The organism is Nocardia sp. NPDC059228, assembly GCF_042754245.1.
Taxonomy (GTDB): Bacteria; Actinomycetota; Actinomycetes; order Mycobacteriales; family Mycobacteriaceae; genus Nocardia.
In genome coordinates this window covers 124,410-141,862 of sequence record NZ_JBHZAL010000014.1, presented here as the reverse complement: position 1 = coordinate 141,862, position 17,453 = coordinate 124,410, and the positions used below count along the sequence as shown (strand labels likewise).

The following is a 17,453-nucleotide window of genomic DNA, read 5'->3' as shown; positions in this document are numbered from 1 at the left end:
GGCCCTCCGAGACGGAATCAGTTGCTCTGCATGGCGATTCGCAAGCCCAGCCCGACCATGAAGGCGCCCATGGCGGCGTCGAGGGCACGGCGCACCCGGCGGCGGGTGAACACGTGCCGCAATGCGCCCACGCCGAAGGCCAGGATCACGAACCAGAACAGGTTGGCGGTCGTGCACACCACGGCCAGTTCGAAGGTGCCCAGCGCCGACGGATCGGCGGGCAGGAACTGCGGCACCAGTGCGATGAAGAACACGGCGCACTTGGGATTCAGCAGGTTGGTGAGCAGGCCCTGCCGGAAGGCGACCAGCGCACCGCGACGGTTCGCGGCCGCGCCGGGATCGGGCCGATAGTCGCCGCGCCGCGCGGCCAGCAGCGCGCGAATGCCGATGTAGGCCAGGTAGATCGCGCCGACCAGCTTCACCACCGTGTACGCCTCGGCCGAGGCGGCCAGCAGCCCGGCGACGCCGATCGCGGTGACCAGCGCCCATACGAACACACCGACCGCGATGCCGCCCGCGCTGGCGACCCCGGCGCGACGGCCGGAGACCACCGAATTCCGCAGCACGATCAGGAAATCCGGCCCGGGCGACATGGAGCCGAGCACGATCACCCCGGCCAGCGTGAGAATCTCGGTGAGCGACAGCACCCGGACAGCCTACGCGGCGGCCCGGTGCCGGTTCCGGCCCCGATTCAGGCGGCGGGCCAGAAGTCCTCGAGGCCGGGAGCCGCCTCCGCGCCCTGGCGCAGGCCCGCCTGGTAGGCGGGCTCCAGAGCGGCGGCGTTGAACAGGTCGAGGCCGTAGGCGGCGATGGCGCCGGCGTCGGGGACGATGAATGCCGTTGCCGCACCGCCCAGCTCGCGATCGGTGGGGCTGTGCGGGAACAGGTGGGCCAGGGGTTCGATGATCAGCATGCGTTCGGCGCCGGCGGCCAGGTCGGCATTGATCGGCGAGCGCATGCCCCCGTCGAAGTAGTAGGCGCCGTCGATCGGGATGGGCGGGAAGACGCCGGGCACCGACGTGCTCGAGGCCAGCGCCTCGGGCAGGGTGGCCTTGCCCTCGGGAGTCCACACCTGGAGTGCGCCGGTGGTGACGCTGATGGCGGTGATCCGCAGATCGCGCTGCGGCCAGGACGCGTTGCCGACGAACCCGCCGATGCGGGCGATATGGTCGGCCGGATCGCCGACCGCCATCTCCAGCGCGCGGGCGCCGGCACGTCGGCGCGCCTCGTCCGGGTCCAGTCCGGGGGTGGCGAGGATGCCCATGATCTCACCGAAACTGTTCGGGTCGAACCGGATCGGCGGCAGGTCGGAGTCCGGGGCGGGCCGCCGCAGCAGCAGGCTCAGGTCGACCTCGGCGGCGAGCGCGGCACCGACGACCGCACCGGCGGAGGTGCCGACGATCCGCTCGGCCAGGGCCGGGTCGATACCGGCCTCACGCAGCGCGATGACCACGCCCGCCATCCAGCTCAGGCCGACCGCGCCACCCCCTCCGAGCACGAGCGCGTGACGAATTTCGCTGGGCGGCACCGCGGCAGACATGCTGCCACTGTATCCGAGCGGAAGGAACCGGAGGGTTGCCCTCCGAGACTCGGCTCGGGCCTGAACGGGAGTCGCCCCGGCCGCGCCGGGGCGACTCCGCGTCGGGTCGGGCGTTGCGGCGTTACCGTATTCAGTTCTGCAGGAAGGCATTCAGTCCTGCAGGAAGGCGAATTCCTCTGCGAGCTCGGCGACCCGCTGCTTCAGCGCGGCGACCGACGGACCGGACTTGAGGACCTCGCGGGAGACGTTCGGCAGGACCGCGCCGAGGCTGCTCGCGGGGACCAGCTTGCGGATCGAGTCCGCTCCCCCGCCCTGCGCGCCGACACCCGGCATGAGGATGGGGCCGTTGAGCGCACTCAGGTCCGGAGCCGCGTCCAGCGTCGCGCCGACCACCACACCGACGGAACCGAATCCGGCTCCGGCATTGGCGGCCGCGGCGTCGTCCACCATGCGCTGGGCGATGCTTCGACCGTCGGAGCCCGTGATGTTCTGCAGTTCCACCGCCTCCGGGTTGGAGGTGGCGGCCAGCACGAACACGCCGCGATCATTGGCCTCGGCGAGGTCCAGCGCCGGTGTGAGGGAACCGAATCCGAGGTACGGGGAGACGGTGACCGCGTCCGTGCCGAGCGGTCCGTCGCCGAGCCAGGCGTGGGCGTAGGCGTCCATGGTGGAGCCGATATCGCCGCGCTTGGCGTCGGCCAGCACCAGGGTGCCCGCCGCCCGCAGTGCGGCAATCGTCTCCTCCAGCACCAGGATTCCGGCCGAACCGTAGGTCTCGAAGAACGCCACCTGCGGTTTGACCAGTGCCACCCGGCCCGCGAAGGCCCGCACGCAGGCGTCGGAGAACTTCGCCACGCCCGCGGCGTCCTCGCTCAGGCCCCAGGCCCGCAGCAGCGGCGGATGCGGGTCGATGCCGACGCACAGCGGGCCGTGCTCGCGCATCGACTCCCGCAGCCGCGCACCGAAGGTCGTCATCCGCGCAGCACCGCGTGGAGTTCCTGCAGGGACCGCACGCCGATGCCGCCGCGAATGGTGGCCTCGATGCCCTGCACGGCCGCGGCCGCGCCCTGCACCGTGGTGATGCACGGGATGTTCGCGCCCACCGCGGCGGTGCGGATCTCGTAGCCGTCCACGCGCGGGCCGTTGTTGCCGTACGGGGTGTTGAACACGATGTCGACGTCACCGTCCTTGATCATGTCCACGATGCTGGGCTGGTCGGCCACCTCATCGGAGTGCTTGCGCACCTGATCGCAGGGAATGCCGTTGCGGCGCAGCATTTCCGCGGTGCCCTCGGTGGCGAGGATGCGGAAGCCCAGGTCGTGCAGGCGTTTGACCGGGAACACCATGGCGCGCTTGTCGCGGTTGGCGATGGACACGAACGCGGTGCCCTCGGTCGGCAGCGAACCGTAGGCGGCCGACTGCGACTTGGCGAAGGCGGTGCCGAAGTCGGCGTCGATGCCCATGACCTCGCCGGTGGACTTCATCTCCGGGGAGAGCAGCGAATCCACGCCGGTGCCGTCGGGGCGGCGGAAGCGGTGGAACGGCAGCACGGCCTCCTTGACCGCGACCGGGGCGTCGATCGGCGCGTAGCCGCCGTCGCCCTCGGCCGGGAGCAGGCCCTCCTTGCGCAGCTCGGCGATGCTGGCGCCCAGCGCGATTCGCGCCGCGGCCTTGGCCAACGGCACCGCGGTGGCCTTGGAGACGAACGGCACGGTGCGGCTGGCGCGCGGGTTGGCCTCGAGGACGTAGAGCACGTCGTCCTTGAGCGCGTACTGCACGTTCAGCAGGCCCTTGACGCCGATGCCCTTGGCGAGCGCGGCGGTGGAGCGGCGCACGGCCTCGATATCGCTGCGACCCAGGGTGATCGGGGGCAGGGCGCACGCCGAGTCACCGGAGTGGATACCGGCCTCCTCGATGTGCTCCATGACGCCGCCCAGGTAGACCTCCTCGCCGTCGCACAGGGCGTCGACGTCGATCTCGATGGCGTCCTCCAGGAACCGGTCGACCAGTACCGGGTGGTCCGGGGTGATCTCGGTGGCGCGGGAGATGTAGTCCTCCAGGGACTTCTCGTCGTAGACGATCTCCATGCCGCGGCCGCCCAGCACGTAGGACGGGCGCACCAGCACCGGGTAGCCGATCTCGTTGGCGATCTTCTTGGCCTGCGGGAAGGTGGTGGCGGTGCCGTACTTCGGAGCCGGAAGGCCGGCCGCCACCAGGACATCGCCGAATTCGCCGCGGTCCTCGGCCAGGTCGATGGCGGCAGCGGAGGTGCCGACCACGGGCACGCCCGCGTCGGTGAGGCGCTGGGCCAGGCTCAGCGGGGTCTGGCCGCCGAGCTGGCAGATGACGCCCGCGACGGTGCCGGACTCGGTCTCGGCGTGGTACACCTCGAGCACGTCCTCGAAGGTGAGCGGCTCGAAGTAGAGGCGGTCGGCGGTGTCGTAGTCGGTCGACACGGTCTCCGGGTTGCAGTTGACCATGATGGTCTCGAACCCGGCGGCCGACAGCGTCTGCGCGGCGTGCACACACGAGTAGTCGAACTCGATGCCCTGACCGATACGGTTCGGACCCGAGCCGAGAATGATGACCTTCTCGCGTTCCTTCTGCGGCGCCACTTCGGATTCCGCGGCGGGATCCAGCTCGTAGGCCGAGTAGTGGTACGGGGTCTTGGCCTCGAACTCGGCCGCGCAGGTGTCGACGGTCTTGAACACCGGGCGGATGCCGAGGCGGTGGCGCAGCTCGCGCACGCCGCCCTCACCGGCGAGTTCCGGTCGCAGCGAAGCGATCTGGCGATCGGAGAGGCCGTAGTGCTTGGCCGTGCGCAGCAGCGGCTCGTCCAGCACGGGGGCGTCGATGATCTCCTGGCGCAGCTCCACCAGGCCCGCGACCTCGGCCACGAACCACGGGTCGATGCCGGAGGCGGCGGCCACGTCCTCGATGCTCGCGCCCAGGCGCAGCGCCCGCTCCACCTGGTAGATGCGGCCCTCGGTCGGAACCTTCAGGTCGTCCAGGATGGCCTGCACGTCGGTCCACTCGCCGTCGGGTTGGGTCCAGAAGCCCGCGGCCTTGGTCTCGAGCGAGCGCAGCACCTTGCCCAGGGCCTCGGAGAAGTTGCGGCCCATGGACATCGCCTCGCCGACCGACTTCATGGTGGTGGTCAGCGTCGGGTCGGCGCCCGGGAACTTCTCGAAGGCGAAGCGCGGGGCCTTGACCACGACATAGTCGAGGGTCGGCTCGAAGCAGGCCGGGGTCTCGCCGGTGATGTCGTTGAGGATCTCGTCGAGGGTGTAGCCGATGGCCAGCTTGGCGGCGATCTTGGCGATCGGGAAACCCGTTGCCTTGGAAGCCAATGCCGACGAACGCGAGACGCGCGGGTTCATCTCGATGACGATCAGGCGGCCGTCGCGCGGGTCCACCGCGAACTGGATGTTGCAGCCGCCGGTGTCGACGCCGACCTCGCGCAGGATGGCGATGCCCAGATCGCGCATCTTCTGGTATTCGCGGTCGGTGAGGGTCATGGCCGGGGCGACGGTGACCGAGTCACCGGTGTGCACGCCCATCGGGTCCACGTTCTCGATCGAGCAGACGATGACGACATTGTCCTTGCCGTCACGCATGAGCTCGAGCTCGAATTCCTTCCAGCCCAGGATGGATTCCTCGATGAGCACGTTCGCGGTGGGCGAGGCGGCCAGGCCGCCGCCGGCGATGCGATCGAGGTCGTCGTGGTTGTAGGCCATGCCCGAGCCCAGGCCGCCCATGGTGAACGACGGGCGCACGACCACCGGGAAGCCCAGTTCCGCAACGGTTTCGCGGACCTCGTCCATGGTGTAGCAGACCTTGGAGCGCGCCGACTCGCCGCCGACCTTGGCGACGATGTCCTTGAACTTCTGGCGATCCTCACCGCGCTGGATGGCCTCGAAGTCGGCGCCGATCAGCTCGACGTTGTACTTGTCGAGGATGCCGTTCTCGTGCAGGGCGACAGCGCAATTGAGCGCGGTCTGGCCGCCCAGGGTCGCCAGGATCGCGTCCGGGCGCTCCTTGGCGATGACCTTCTCGACGAATTCCCAGGTGATCGGCTCGACATAGGTCGAGTCGGCGAACTCCGGGTCGGTCATGATGGTCGCCGGGTTGGAGTTCACCAGCGACACGCGCAGGCCCTCGGACTTGAGGACGCGACACGCCTGGGTTCCCGAGTAGTCGAACTCGCAAGCCTGGCCGATGACGATCGGGCCCGAGCCGATCACCAGGATGTGGTTGAGATCGGTGCGGCGTGGCATCAGGCTCCTTCCATCAGCATGGCGAAACGGTCGAACAGGTAGGCGGCGTCGTGGGGTCCGGCCGCGGCCTCGGGGTGGTACTGGACGGAGAAGGCGCGGCCGCTCACCAGCTGCACGCCCTCGACGACACCGTCGTTGGCGCAGACGTGGCTGACCTCGGCCTTGCCGAACGGGGTGTCGAACACCTCGCCGCGCTCGCCCTCCAGGGCGAAGCCGTGGTTCTGCGCGGTGATCGAGATGCGGCCCGAATGATGCTCGACGACCGGCACATTGATGCCGCGGTGGCCGAACTTCATCTTGTAGGTCCTGCGCCCGAAGGCGCGGCCCAGGATCTGGTTGCCGAAGCAGATGCCGAACAGCGGGATGTCCTCGCCCAGCACCTGCTGGGTGAGCGCCACCATGGCGTCCTGGGTGGCCGGGTCGCCCGGGCCGTTGGACAGGAACACACCGTTCGGGTTCAGTTCCTTGATCTGGTCGAAGGTGACGTTGGACGGCACCACGTGCACCCGCATGCCGCGCTGGGCGAACATGCGCGGGGTGTTGGACTTGATGCCCAGGTCCACCGCGACCACCGTGAAGCGGTGCTCGCCGATCGGGTCGACGGTGTACATCTCGTCGGTGGAGACCTCGCCGGCCAGGTCCGCGCCCAGCATGGACTGCTGGCCGTTGACCTTGTCGAGCATGTCCTCGTACTCGGTGAGCGACTCACCCGAGAAGATGCCCGCCTTCATGGAACCGCGGGTGCGCAGGTGCCGCACCAGGGCCCGAGTGTCGATGCCCGCGATGCCGACGACGTTCTGGTTCTCCAGTTCGTCCTGCAGGGTGCGGGTGGCGCGCCAGTTGGAGGCGCGGCGCGCGGGGTCGCGCACGGCGTAGCCGGCGACCCAGATCTTCGAGGACTCGTCGTCCTCGTCGTTCCAGCCGGTGTTGCCGATCTGCGGCGCGGTGGCCACCACGATCTGGCGGTCGTAGCTGGGGTCGGTGAGGGTCTCCTGGTAGCCCGTCATGGCGGTACAGAACACCGCCTCACCCAATGTCTGCCCGACGGCGCCGAAGGTCGTCCCGCGGAACACGCGGCCGTCCTCGAGCACCATCACGGCAGTATTTCCGCTGCTCATGCCTCGTCTCCCGTCTTCGTAGCTGCTGCGGTCCATGCCGGGTACACCGCTTTGTCGTCGCCGCGGAAACCGGTATCCACCTCGGTCCCGGTCGGCAACGTCCAGCGAATCACCAGCACACCGTCTTCCGTCATTACCTTGCCCGCGTGCCCGCGCTCGGCGCGCACCGCGGTAATGGATTCCTGGGGAATCCAGATCGTCGTCGCGCCGTCCCGCTCCAGCAGGATGCCGCGCTCGAATCGCGTGAGTTCCGCCGTGGCGCGGAAACCCAGGTCGCCCACCGTGATTCGCTGAATCCAGCTGGGGGCGAGGGTGCTGCCGAGGTAGAGCCCCGTGGTCGGCTCCAGCAGCTGCGCGCCGCAGTCGGCGGGCACCGGCGGCAGGTCGCCGATCGCCGAAGCCTGCTTCTTGGCCCGCCGGGTCCACGCCCGGTACATCAGCCACAGGCACAGCGCGAACAGCACCAGCAAAACCAGTACCTGCAGTGTGCGCTCCATTACGGTCCTCCTCGGTTCCCCACCCGCCGCTAACCGGCGACGATCTTGCCGTCCCGGGCGGTGAGCCGGCCGCGCAGGAAGGTGGCGGTCACCTTCGCGGGCAGGGTCATCGCCTGGAAGGGCGTGTTGCGGGCGATCGAGGCGAGTTCGTCCGCCTCCACCGTCCATTCGGCGGCCGGGTCGATCAGCACCAGGTTGGCGGGTTCGCCGACCGCGAGCGGCCGGCCCTGATCGTCCAGGCCCACGATCCGCGCCGGGTTCTCGCTCATCACCTGCGCGACACCGCGCCAGTCGAGCAGCCCGGGCTCGACCATGGTCTCCACGATGATCGACAGCGCCGTCTCCAGGCCCAGCATGCCGGGACGGGCGGCCGCGAACTCGCAGCACTTGTCCTGGTCGGCGTGCGGGGCGTGGTCGGTGGCGACGCAGTCGATGACGCCCTCGGCGAGGGCCTGCCGCAGCGCGGCCACATCGGAGGCCTCGCGCAGCGGCGGGTTCACCCGGTTCACCGCGTCATAGGTCTCCAGGCGCGAGTCGTCGAGCAGCAAGTGGTGCGGGGTCACCTCGGCGGTAATCGAAATACCCTGGGCCTTGGCCCATTTCAGCAGTTCGACGGTGCCGGCGGTGGAGGCGTGGCAGATGTGCACGCGGGCGCCGGCATCGCGGGCCAGCAGCGCGTCGCGGGCCACGATGGACTCCTCGGCGGCGCGCGGCCAGCCGGCCAGGCCCAGGCGGGAGGCGGTCGGACCCTCGTGCGCGACCGCGCCCTTGGTCAGACGCGGCTCCTCGGCGTGCTGGGCGATAAGCACGCCCAGCGAGTTCGCGTACTCCAGCGCGCGGCGCATGATCAGCGGGTCGTAGACGCAGTGACCGTCGTCGGAGAATATACGCACCCCACCGACTCCGGCGGCCATGGTGCCCATTTCGGCGAGCTGCTTGCCCTCGAGCCCGACGGTGACCGCGCCCACCGGGTGCACGTCGACCAGGCCGACCTCCTGGCCGCGCTTCCACACGTGGTCGGTGATGACCGCGGTGTCGGCGACCGGGCTGGTGTTGGCCATGGCGAACACGGCGGTGTAGCCGCCCAGAGCCGCTGCGGCGGAACCGGATTCGATGGTCTCGGTGTCCTCGCGGCCCGGCTCGCGCAGGTGGGTGTGCAGGTCGATGAAGCCCGGCAGCAGGAATTGACCCTTGCCCTCGACGATCTCCGCGTCGGGTGCGTTCAGGCCCGCACCGATCTCGCGGATCTCACCGTCGGCCAGCAGCACGTCGACCGGTTCGCCTTCGCCGTAGAGAAGGACACTCTTGATCAGGACGCTCATGCTGTCTCCTTTCCACGCGACCGGGGGCCCTCCGTGGTTACGCAGGCTGCCGCCTCCGGGCCTGACCCGATCACGCGACCACCTCGTCGGTTCCGACCAGCAGGCGGAACAGCACCGCCATGCGCATATGGACTCCGTTGTTGACCTGTTGCAGCACAGCCGCTTTCGGGGAATCGGCCACGGAGAAGCCGATCTCCATGCCACGCAGCATGGGTCCGGGGTGCAGCACCACCGCGTGCTCGTCGAGCATCTTCATCCGGCGCTCGTTGAGGCCGTAGCGGATCGAGTACTCGCGCGCCGACGGGAAGAAGCCGCCGTTCATGCGCTCGGCCTGCACGCGCAGCATCATGACCGCGTCCGCGCCCGGCAGCTCGGCGTCGAGCGAATCCGAGACCCGCACCGGCCAGGCTTCCACGCCCACCGGCAGCAACGTGCGCGGCGCGACCAGCACGACCTCCGCGCCGAGCGTGTCGAGCAGGAACGCATTCGAGCGCGCGACCCGGCTGTGCAGGATGTCGCCGACCAGCACGACCCGCTTGCCTTCCAGGTCGCCGAGGCGCTGGCGCAGGGTCAGCGCGTCCAGCAGCGCCTGGGTCGGGTGCTCGTGCATGCCGTCACCGGCATTGATGATCGCGGGGCCGGGACCGGCGTAACCGCTTGCGGCCTCGTCCATCTCGGCGAACCAGCGCGCGATCTGATGGGCCGCGCCCGACGCCGGGTGCCGCACGATGAGCGCGTCCGCGCCCGCCGCGTGCAGGGTCAGCGCGGTGTCGCGCAGTGACTCGCCCTTGGAGACCGAGGAACTCGACGCGCTGACATTGATGACGTCGGCGCTCATCCACTTGCCCGCGACCTCGAAGGACACGCGGGTGCGGGTGGAGTTCTCGAAGAACACGGTCATGACCGTGCGCCCGCGCAGCGTCGGCAGCTTCTTGACCTCCCGGCCCAGCAGCGCCTGCTCGAACCGCTCGGCCTCGTCGAGCAGGCCGGTGGCGGCGTCCCGGTCCAGGTCGGTGACCGACAGCAGGTGCTTCACTGGTTGTCACCTTCCTGACGCAGGTAGACACCGTCGCGTCCGTCGTGCTCGCGCAGCAGCACCGAGATGTCCTCGGTGCGAGCGGTGGGAACGTTCTTGCCGACGTAGTCGGCGCGGATGGGAAGTTCGCGGTGGCCGCGATCGATGAGCACCGCCAGCTGTACCGCGCGGGGGCGGCCCAGATCGCGCAGGCCGTCCAGCGCGGAGCGCACGGTCCGGCCGGAGAACAGCACATCGTCGACCAGCACCACCAGCGCGTCCTCGATCCCGCCCTCGGGCACCGAGGTGCGCTCGAGCGGACGGTGCGGCTTGGAGCGCAGATCGTCGCGGTACAGGGTGATGTCCAGGGAGCCGATCGCGGGGCGGACGCCGGAGAATTCCTCGATCCGGCCGGCCAGGCGATGGGCGAGAGTGGTTCCGCGGGTGGGGATTCCGATCAGCACCACGCGAGCAACCTGGGGATCGCCGGAGTCCAGGGCCGTCTTCTCGATGATCTGGTGCGCCATGCGCGCGATGGTCCGGCCCACATCCGAATCCGAGAGCAGCTCGCGTCCGGTCTGGACCCGGTCCGGGTCGTGCCGCTGCGAGAACTCGGCAGCGCTCGACTTGGCCGCCCGGTCTTCGGGCACAGCCATGCCGACCTCCTTCCCCGCCTCACGGGACGGTCCGTTAAAGGATGTCTTTCGAGCGGTCACCCTACCAGCGCGCTTACCCGCCGTTGACCGCGCACCCCCTCCGCAACCGGCGTCGGCGTGCCCTTCGCGACACGCCGCGACCAGCCCGAACCCGAAACGTCCAGACCAACCGGCAAGCCCGCAGCTATGCGAGCCCGGTCGTCCTGTGGCCAGGTTCACGATCCAGGCGCCGGAGCAGTCCGGCGTCAGTGGCTGCTCGGGGTCCTGCGGTCGAAGACCAAGGGGCGGGCGGTGCGCAGGGCGGTGGCGATGGCGCCGAGCAGCACGGCGTCGTCGCCCAGTTCGCTCGGACGGACGCTGGGGCGCAGCGGAGTCGTCCGTTGCAGCGCCGCGCGGACCTGGTCGAGCAGGAGGTCGGCGCTGCGGCCGAGGCCGCCGCCGACGACGATGACATCGGGGTCGAGGACCGCGGTGACGGCGGCCACCACCAGGGCGATGCGTTCGCCTTCCTGGCGGACCACCTCGGTGGCGAGGGCGTCGCCGGCCCGGGCGGCATCGAAGACGCGTTTGGCGGTGAGGCGACCGGTCATGCCGCGGGCGCGCGCGGCGCGGACGACGGCGTCGGCGGTGACGGCCTCCTCGAGGGCGCCACGCCGGGAGACGCCGGCGGCGGAATCGCCGAAAGCGGCGGGAAGGAAGCCGACTTCGCCGGCCGCGCCGTGGGCGCCGGTGAAAAGCTCGCCCTGGGAGACGATTCCGACACCGAGGCCGGTGCCGATGAGGACGTAGACGAACAGGCGGCTGCCGCGGCCGCCGCCGTGGGCGTACTCGCCGAGAGCGGCGAGGTTGGCGTCATTGTGGACGGACAGCTCGGAAACGCCGAGAGCGTCGCGTAATTCGTCGAGCAGGCCCGCGCGGCCCCAGCCGGGCAGGTTGACGGCGTAGTGCATCCGGCCGTCCTGGGGATCGAAGACGCCGGGGCTGCCGAGGACGGTGTGGACGATGCGGTCCACGGGAATCGCGGCGTCGCTCAGGATTTCGCGCACGGCTCCGGCCGTCGTCCGGGCGAGGGCGGTGGCGGTGCGCGCACGGTTCGGAATATCGGTGCGGGACAGTACTTTTCCTGACAGATCGGCCACGGCGGTCCGCAGGAACGCGCGGCCGACATCGATGCCGAGCACGTAGCCCGCGGTCGGATCCGGTTCGTAGAGCACCGCCGTCCGCCCGCGCTCGGGGACGACCGTCCCGACCTCCCGCACCAGCCCGTGCTCCTGCAGCGCGGCAAGGGCGCTGGACACGGTGGGCTTGGACAGGCCGGTGTCACGGGCGAGCTGGGCGCGCGAGCTCGGCCCGGCGGTGCGCAGCTGCTCGAGCAGCAACCACTCGTTGTTGCTGCGCAAACGCTGCCTGTTCCAAGGGAGTTCGTCCATCACCGTCCGATCCTGATGCGTCATCGAGCCGACTGTAAACAATCGGCCGCGGCCCTTGACTCCGATAGTAAAGGAATTTAACTTTACAAAACCCATACGCCCTCCCCTGCGCGACCCGGAGGCAGCCATGACCGGCCCCCGCACCCTCCCCCGAAGAATCGGCCTGTTCCAGGCCACGACCATCAATATGAGCCAGATGGTCGGCATCGGACCCTTCGTCACCATCCCCCTCATGGTCGCGGCCTTCGGCGGGCCGCACGCCGTCATCGGATTCGTCGCCGGCGCGGTGCTGGCGCTGGCCGACGGCCTGATCTGGGCCGAACTCGGCGCGGCCATGCCGGGCGCGGGCGGCACCTATGTGTATCTGCGCGAGGCGTTCCAGTACCGCACGGGACGGCTCATGCCGTTCCTGTTCGTCTGGACCGCGATCCTTTTCATTCCGCTGATCATGTCCACCGGCGTGCAGGGACTGGTGCAGTACCTGACCTATCTGTGGCCGTCCATGACCACCGGGCAGGGTGACATCGTCGGGCTCGCGGTGGTGGCGCTGGTCGTGGTGCTGCTGTGGCGGCGGGTGGATTCCATCGGCCGCATCACCGTGGTGATGTGGGCGGTCATGATCGTGTCGGTGGCCGCGGTGATCCTGGCCGCGTTCACCCATTTTCATCCGAGCATGGCGTTCACCTGGCCCGACCATGCCATCGATTTCGGTCGCGGCGGCTTCTGGCTGGGCTTCGCCTCCGGGCTCACCATCGGCATCTACGACTACCTGGGCTACAACACCAGCGCGTATATCGGTGCGGAGCTGAAGAATCCGGGGCGGGTCCTCCCCCGCTCGATCATCTACGCGGTGCTCGCGGTCATGGTCATCTATCTCGGCATGCAGATCGGTGTGCTCGGCGTCATCGACTGGCACGACATGCTCGACCCGAACAACGTTGCCTCACAATCGGTTGCGTCGGCGGTGCTGGAGAAGACCTTCGGGAAGGGTGCCGCCGATGTGGTGACCGTGCTGATTCTCGTCACCGCCTTCGCCTCGGTCTTCGCCGGACTACTCGGCGGCTCGCGGGTACCGTTCGACGCCGCCCGCGACGGGGTGTTCTTCCGATCCTTCGGACGGCTGCACTCCGAACACGAATTCCCGGTGCTCGGGCTGATCGTGATGGGTGCGATCACCGCGGCCGGGTTCGTCTTCGCCCGGCATGTGGGCGCCTCGGCCACCCACCCCCCATTGGCGGTATTGATCTCACTGCTGACCACGGTCATGGTGATCGTGCAGGCCTTCGCGCAGATCGCGGCCGTAGCCGTCCTGCGGCGACGGCAGCCCGGGCTCGCGAGGCCCTACCGGATGCTGCTGTATCCGCTGCCGGCGGTCGTGGCGGCCATCGGCTGGGCGGTCATCTACGGGTACGCCGACAAGGCGAATCCGGGCGTGCACCCGATCGAGTGGTCACTGGCCTGGACCGCCCTGGGTATCGCGGCCTTCCTGCTCTGGTCGCGGGCGGAGAAGACCTGGCCGTTCGGGCCGAAGCAGATCCGTGAGGAGTACCTCGACGCCGAACCCGCGGCCGCCTGACCGGCCGACCGTGGCGAGATAGACAATTCAGGTTGTTCAATGTCAATTGCGCAACCTGGATTGTCTATCTAGGGTCGAGGCATGACCGATGCCCCCGCGATCCTGTCCGCGTCCTCGGCCCAGGCGGCCCGGGAACTGCGCGTTCTGGTGAGCCGCCTGCGACGGCGGTTCCTCGAGGCGTCGGACAATATGGAGCTGACGCCCTCGCAGCTGTCGGTGCTGAGCCGGTTGAAGAACGGTGACGCCACCGCCAGCGAGATCGCCGCGGCGGAGCGGGTGCGGCCGCAGGCCATCGCCACCCACCTCGCCATTCTCAGCGACCGCGGCTTCGTACTGCGGCGGCCCGATCCCAAAGACGGCCGGCGGCAACTGGTTTCGCTGAGCCCGGCCGGGCGGGAGCTGATGGCGGGCCGCAGCCGGGCGAGGCAGGAATGGCTCACCACCGCCCTCGAGGAGAAGTACACCGAGGCCGAGCGGCAGACGCTGCTGGCGGCGCTGGAGCTGCTGGAAAGACTCGGGCCGCAATGATCTCGACGCTGCACCGGCGGACCCGGGAGCGACCGCCCGACGGATTCGACCGGCGGCTGCTGGTGCCCATGATCACCAGCTCGATCCTGAACCCGATCAATTCGTCCATCATCGCGGTCTCGCTGGTGCCGATCGGTGTGGCGTTCGGCGCGCCGGCGTCGGAGACCGCATGGCTGGTGTCGGCGCTGTACCTGGCCACCGCCATCGGGCAGCCGGTGGTGGGACGGCTCATCGACCTCTACGGGCCGCGGCGGCTGTTTCTCGGCGGCGCCGCGCTCACCGGATTCGCCGGCCTGCTGGGCATGGTCGCGCCGAGTCTCTGGGTACTGGTGCTGGCCCGGGTGATTCTCGGATTCGGCACGTGCGCGGGCTATCCCGCATCCATGTACCTGATCCGCAGCGAGTCCGAACGCACCGGGAAGGACAGTCCGCAGGGGGTGCTCACCGCCCTGGCCGTGGCCACTCAGACCATTGCCGTCATCGGCCCGAGCCTGGGCGGTCTCCTGATCCATCTCGGCGGCTGGCGGGCGACGTTCGCGGTCAATCTGCCGCTGGCACTGGCGTGCCTGGTCATCGGATGGCGGCGGATAGCGAGAACCGATGCGCCGCACGGCGGCCGGTGGTCCGATATCGATCTGCCCGGTATCGGGTTGTTCACGGCGATGTTGATCGGCTTCCTGTCCTTCTTGATGAAACCGCAAGCGGCGCACTGGTATCTGCCGGTGCTGGCCATCGCCGCCGGAGCCGGACTGGTGTGGCGGGAGCGGCGGGCCGAGCGGCCTTTCCTCGATGTGCGGCTGCTCGCGGGCGATGTCCCGCTGCTGGCCACCTACACCCGCACCCTCCTGACCGCACTGGTCGGCTACTGCTTCCTGTACGGCTTCACCCAGTGGCTGGAGGAGGGACGCGGCCTCTCCGCCGCCGGGGCGGGCCTGATCCTGCTGCCCATGTCGGCCACCGCGATCGGCGTGTCCGCGCTCACCGGCCGGCGGCCCGAGGTTCGCGGCAAGCTGCTGGTCGGCTGCACCTGCCAGGTGGTCATGACGGTGCTGCTGCTGACCCTGCACTCCGGCACCGCCCTGTGGTTGCTGGTCGGCGCGGCCGTCATCAACGGCATCCCGCAGGGGCTCAACAATCTGGCCAACCAGAACGCCCTCTACCACCAGGCCGAGCCGGAGCGCATCGGTTCCTCGGCGGGCCTGATGCGGACCTTCTCCTATTTCGGCGCGATCGGGTCGGCGGCGGTCAGTGGCGCATTCCTCACCCCGGGTTCCGGCATCGCGGGACTGCACAATCTGGCCGCGTTCATGCTGGCGGCGGCGGCATTGTGCCTGGTCCTCGCGGTGATCGACCGCTCGCTGTGACCAGCGGCGACCAGCGCGACGGCCGGCCCTGACCGCCTGCGGTCCTAGCTACCGGCCAGTCTTCATACACCGTAAACACGCATGTGCAATGCTCGAAGGGTGAGCAACGACGCTGAATTCACCGAACCCGCCCGGGTGAGCTTCCGCGGGCACGGCGGTATCACCATCGCCGGGGACAGCTGGGGACCCCAGGACGGCCCGCTGGTGGTGTTCCTGCACGGCGGCGGCCAGACCCGCGGCTCGTGGAAGGATTCCGGACTCGCCCTGGCCAAGGCCGGGATGCACGCCGTCCTGCTCGACGCGCGCGGGCACGGCGACAGCGACTGGGACCCGGACGGCAACTACACGCGCGAGGCCATGGTCGAGGACCTCATCGCGGTGCTGCGCGAACTGGACCAGCCCGCCTTCGTCGTCGGCGCCAGCATGGGCGGCCTGACCGGGCTCATGGCCACCACCCACCCGGAGCGTGAGCGCATCACCGGTCTCGTCCTCGTCGATGTGGTGCCACGTCCCGAGCGCAAGGGCGTCGAGCGCGTCATCAACTTCCTGAGCAGCAACCCGGAGGGCTTCGCCAGCCTCGAGGAGGCCGCAGACGCCGTCGCCGCCTACCTCCCCCACCGCCGCCGCCCACGCAATCCCGAAGGGCTGCAACGCAATCTGCGCCAGCGCGCCGACGGTCGCTGGTACTGGCACTGGGATCCCGCCATGATGGGCGGCCCGCGCGACGGGCGCGGCGAGGAGATCGACGTGCACACCGAGCAACTGGAGCACGCGGCGCGGCAGCTGACCATCCCGGTGCTGCTGGTGCGCGGCGCGCTGTCCGACGTCGTCAGCGAGGAGGGCGTCGCCGCGTTCCGGGCCCTGGTCCCGCACGCCGACTACACCGAGATCGGCACCGCGGCACACACCGCCGCCAGCGACGCCAATGACGAATTCACCGACGCGGTGGTCGATTTCGTGCGCGCGCAGGTCGGCGGCGAGGGCCGCTAGCCGCTATTCACCGGCGAACACCCGGTCGAGCAGGTGGTCGAGTAGTTCGACCGCCCTCTCCCGGGTGGCCCCGCCGGCCAGGACCGCCTGACTGATCCCGGTGACCGCGAGAACGATCAGCTCCGCGTCGAGTTCAAGTGCACGCGTGCCGGTCTCGCCCGGACGCTCCCGCCGCAGCTGCTCGGTGAAGCTGGCGATCAGATACCGCGGCGCGCCCATCATCTCCTCCGAGGTGACGGTATTGCCGGTCAGATTCGCCGCGTGGAAGGCCGCGAACACCAGATTGTCCTGGTGCCGAACATCGTCCAGGGGAATCAGCCCGAGCGAGACAGCCCGGATGACCTCGCGCGGTGCGGCATCGGGCCCCAGCGCACCCAGCGCCTCCGCGAATACCCTCCCCCAGTCCTCCACCACCGCACGATGCGTGGCGAGCATGAGATCACGCTTGGTGCCGAAGTAGTACTGGATCAGGCGCACCGAGACCCCAGCCTGCGCCGCCACGGACTGGAACGTGGCGGCATCCAGCCCACCGGCGGCGATGACCGCGCGCGCGGCCGTGGTGATCTCCCGCCGCCGCTGCTCGTGATCCACCAAACGCGGCATATAACCAGCTCTCCTATGACTCCCTGGCATCGAAGTTTTTGATGGTACGCCCATATCATTTTTATGATACGTTCGTATCATCAACGATGATGAGCGGGGAGGCACCATGGCCGGGATCGGGCAATGGAAGAGCAAGGCGGCACAGGACGCCTACATGAAGGCCTACGCGTCACTGTCGAAACTGTGGACTATTCGGTACATCGAGTTCGCGAAGGCGGGACTCGGCTATCGGACCCGGACCCCGTGGCCGCAACGACTGAAAGACGAAGAGCTGCAGGCGATCACCGCCCCCGCCCTCCTGATCTATGGGTCCGAGACCGTGCTGGGCAATCCCGAGCGGGCCGCCGCGCGGGCCCGGCGGCACCTGCCGGACTGCGAGGTGGAGATCTACCCGGGCGCGAACCATGGGCTGCTGTTCCACGGCCCGGGCAAGGACGCCGTACTGGACCGGATTCTGGCCTTCGCCCGCTCGCACGAGCCGGCCGACCTGCTCACCGCCGAGTAGACGACCGACACAGACCACGCACCGAAGAGGAA

General features: G+C 69.4%; 16 protein-coding genes. 5 read left to right on the top strand and 11 right to left on the bottom strand.

Annotation, left to right across the window (positions count from 1 at the left end):
* Window positions 1–17: 17 nt before the first annotated feature.
* The 10 genes from ACFXKA_RS22460 to ACFXKA_RS22415 form a co-directional block, all read right to left on the bottom strand.
* Complete coding sequence (locus ACFXKA_RS22460) at window positions 18–647, bottom strand: LysE family translocator (protein ID WP_379428727.1); 630 nt, start codon at window positions 645–647, stop codon at window positions 18–20.
* A 44-nt stretch (window positions 648–691) separates the two neighbouring features.
* Entirely contained in the window at window positions 692–1,540 is an 849-nt protein-coding gene (locus tag ACFXKA_RS22455) for a patatin-like phospholipase family protein (RefSeq protein WP_379428726.1), read from the bottom strand.
* A gap of 150 nt (window positions 1,541–1,690) precedes the next feature.
* Window positions 1,691–2,515 carry an orotidine-5'-phosphate decarboxylase gene (gene pyrF, locus ACFXKA_RS22450; RefSeq protein ID WP_379428725.1) on the bottom strand — a complete coding sequence of 275 codons (825 nt, stop codon included), beginning with the start codon at window positions 2,513–2,515 and terminating at the stop codon, window positions 1,691–1,693.
* A complete protein-coding gene (carB, locus tag ACFXKA_RS22445; RefSeq protein ID WP_379428724.1) occupies window positions 2,512–5,817 on the bottom strand; it encodes a carbamoyl-phosphate synthase large subunit in 3,306 nt (1,101 codons plus the stop codon). The genes pyrF and carB overlap by 4 nt, the downstream gene beginning before the upstream one ends.
* Window positions 5,817–6,935 carry a glutamine-hydrolyzing carbamoyl-phosphate synthase small subunit gene (gene carA, locus ACFXKA_RS22440; RefSeq protein ID WP_379428723.1) on the bottom strand — a complete coding sequence of 373 codons (1,119 nt, stop codon included), beginning with the start codon at window positions 6,933–6,935 and terminating at the stop codon, window positions 5,817–5,819. The genes carB and carA overlap by 1 nt, the downstream gene beginning before the upstream one ends.
* Window positions 6,932–7,432, bottom strand: coding sequence for a transporter (locus tag ACFXKA_RS22435; RefSeq protein ID WP_379428722.1), 501 nt, complete (start codon window positions 7,430–7,432; stop codon window positions 6,932–6,934). Before ACFXKA_RS22435 ends, carA begins: the two co-directional genes overlap by 4 nt.
* Window positions 7,433–7,461: 29 nt before the next feature.
* Complete coding sequence (locus ACFXKA_RS22430) at window positions 7,462–8,754, bottom strand: dihydroorotase (RefSeq protein ID WP_379428721.1); 1,293 nt, start codon at window positions 8,752–8,754, stop codon at window positions 7,462–7,464.
* A gap of 70 nt (window positions 8,755–8,824) precedes the next feature.
* Window positions 8,825–9,790, bottom strand: a complete 966-nt coding sequence (locus tag ACFXKA_RS22425) for an aspartate carbamoyltransferase catalytic subunit (protein WP_354837400.1) — start codon at window positions 9,788–9,790, stop codon at window positions 8,825–8,827.
* Window positions 9,787–10,425 carry a bifunctional pyr operon transcriptional regulator/uracil phosphoribosyltransferase PyrR gene (gene pyrR / locus ACFXKA_RS22420; protein ID WP_354837398.1) on the bottom strand — a complete coding sequence of 213 codons (639 nt, stop codon included), beginning with the start codon at window positions 10,423–10,425 and terminating at the stop codon, window positions 9,787–9,789. The genes ACFXKA_RS22425 and pyrR overlap by 4 nt, the downstream gene beginning before the upstream one ends.
* Window positions 10,426–10,670: 245 nt before the next feature.
* Complete coding sequence (locus tag ACFXKA_RS22415; RefSeq protein WP_379428720.1) at window positions 10,671–11,879, bottom strand: ROK family protein; 1,209 nt, start codon at window positions 11,877–11,879, stop codon at window positions 10,671–10,673.
* Between the two features lie 103 nt (window positions 11,880–11,982).
* Between ACFXKA_RS22415 and ACFXKA_RS22410 the strand changes: the two genes are divergently transcribed.
* The 4 genes from ACFXKA_RS22410 (at window position 11,983) to ACFXKA_RS22395 (ending at window position 16,313) form a co-directional block, all read left to right on the top strand.
* On the top strand, window positions 11,983–13,431 hold the full coding sequence (locus ACFXKA_RS22410) for an APC family permease (RefSeq protein WP_379428719.1): 1,449 nt from the start codon (window positions 11,983–11,985) through the stop codon (window positions 13,429–13,431).
* A gap of 81 nt (window positions 13,432–13,512) precedes the next feature.
* The gene (locus ACFXKA_RS22405) at window positions 13,513–13,959 is read left to right on the top strand and encodes a MarR family winged helix-turn-helix transcriptional regulator (RefSeq protein ID WP_379428718.1); all 447 of its coding nucleotides are present in this window, start codon (window positions 13,513–13,515) and stop codon (window positions 13,957–13,959) included.
* Window positions 13,956–15,323 carry an MFS transporter gene (locus ACFXKA_RS22400; RefSeq protein ID WP_379428717.1) on the top strand — a complete coding sequence of 456 codons (1,368 nt, stop codon included), beginning with the start codon at window positions 13,956–13,958 and terminating at the stop codon, window positions 15,321–15,323. Before ACFXKA_RS22405 ends, ACFXKA_RS22400 begins: the two co-directional genes overlap by 4 nt.
* Window positions 15,324–15,422: 99 nt before the next feature.
* Window positions 15,423–16,313, top strand: a complete 891-nt coding sequence (locus ACFXKA_RS22395; protein ID WP_379428716.1) for an alpha/beta fold hydrolase — start codon at window positions 15,423–15,425, stop codon at window positions 16,311–16,313.
* Window positions 16,314–16,316: 3 nt separating this feature from the next.
* On the opposite strand, the gene ACFXKA_RS22390 is transcribed toward ACFXKA_RS22395, so the two are convergent.
* Window positions 16,317–16,916, bottom strand: a complete 600-nt coding sequence (locus ACFXKA_RS22390; RefSeq protein WP_379428715.1) for a TetR/AcrR family transcriptional regulator — start codon at window positions 16,914–16,916, stop codon at window positions 16,317–16,319.
* A gap of 106 nt (window positions 16,917–17,022) precedes the next feature.
* Between ACFXKA_RS22390 and ACFXKA_RS22385 the strand changes: the two genes are divergently transcribed.
* A complete protein-coding gene (locus tag ACFXKA_RS22385) occupies window positions 17,023–17,421 on the top strand; it encodes a hypothetical protein (protein WP_379428714.1) in 399 nt (132 codons plus the stop codon).
* Window positions 17,422–17,453: the final 32 nt, after the last annotated feature.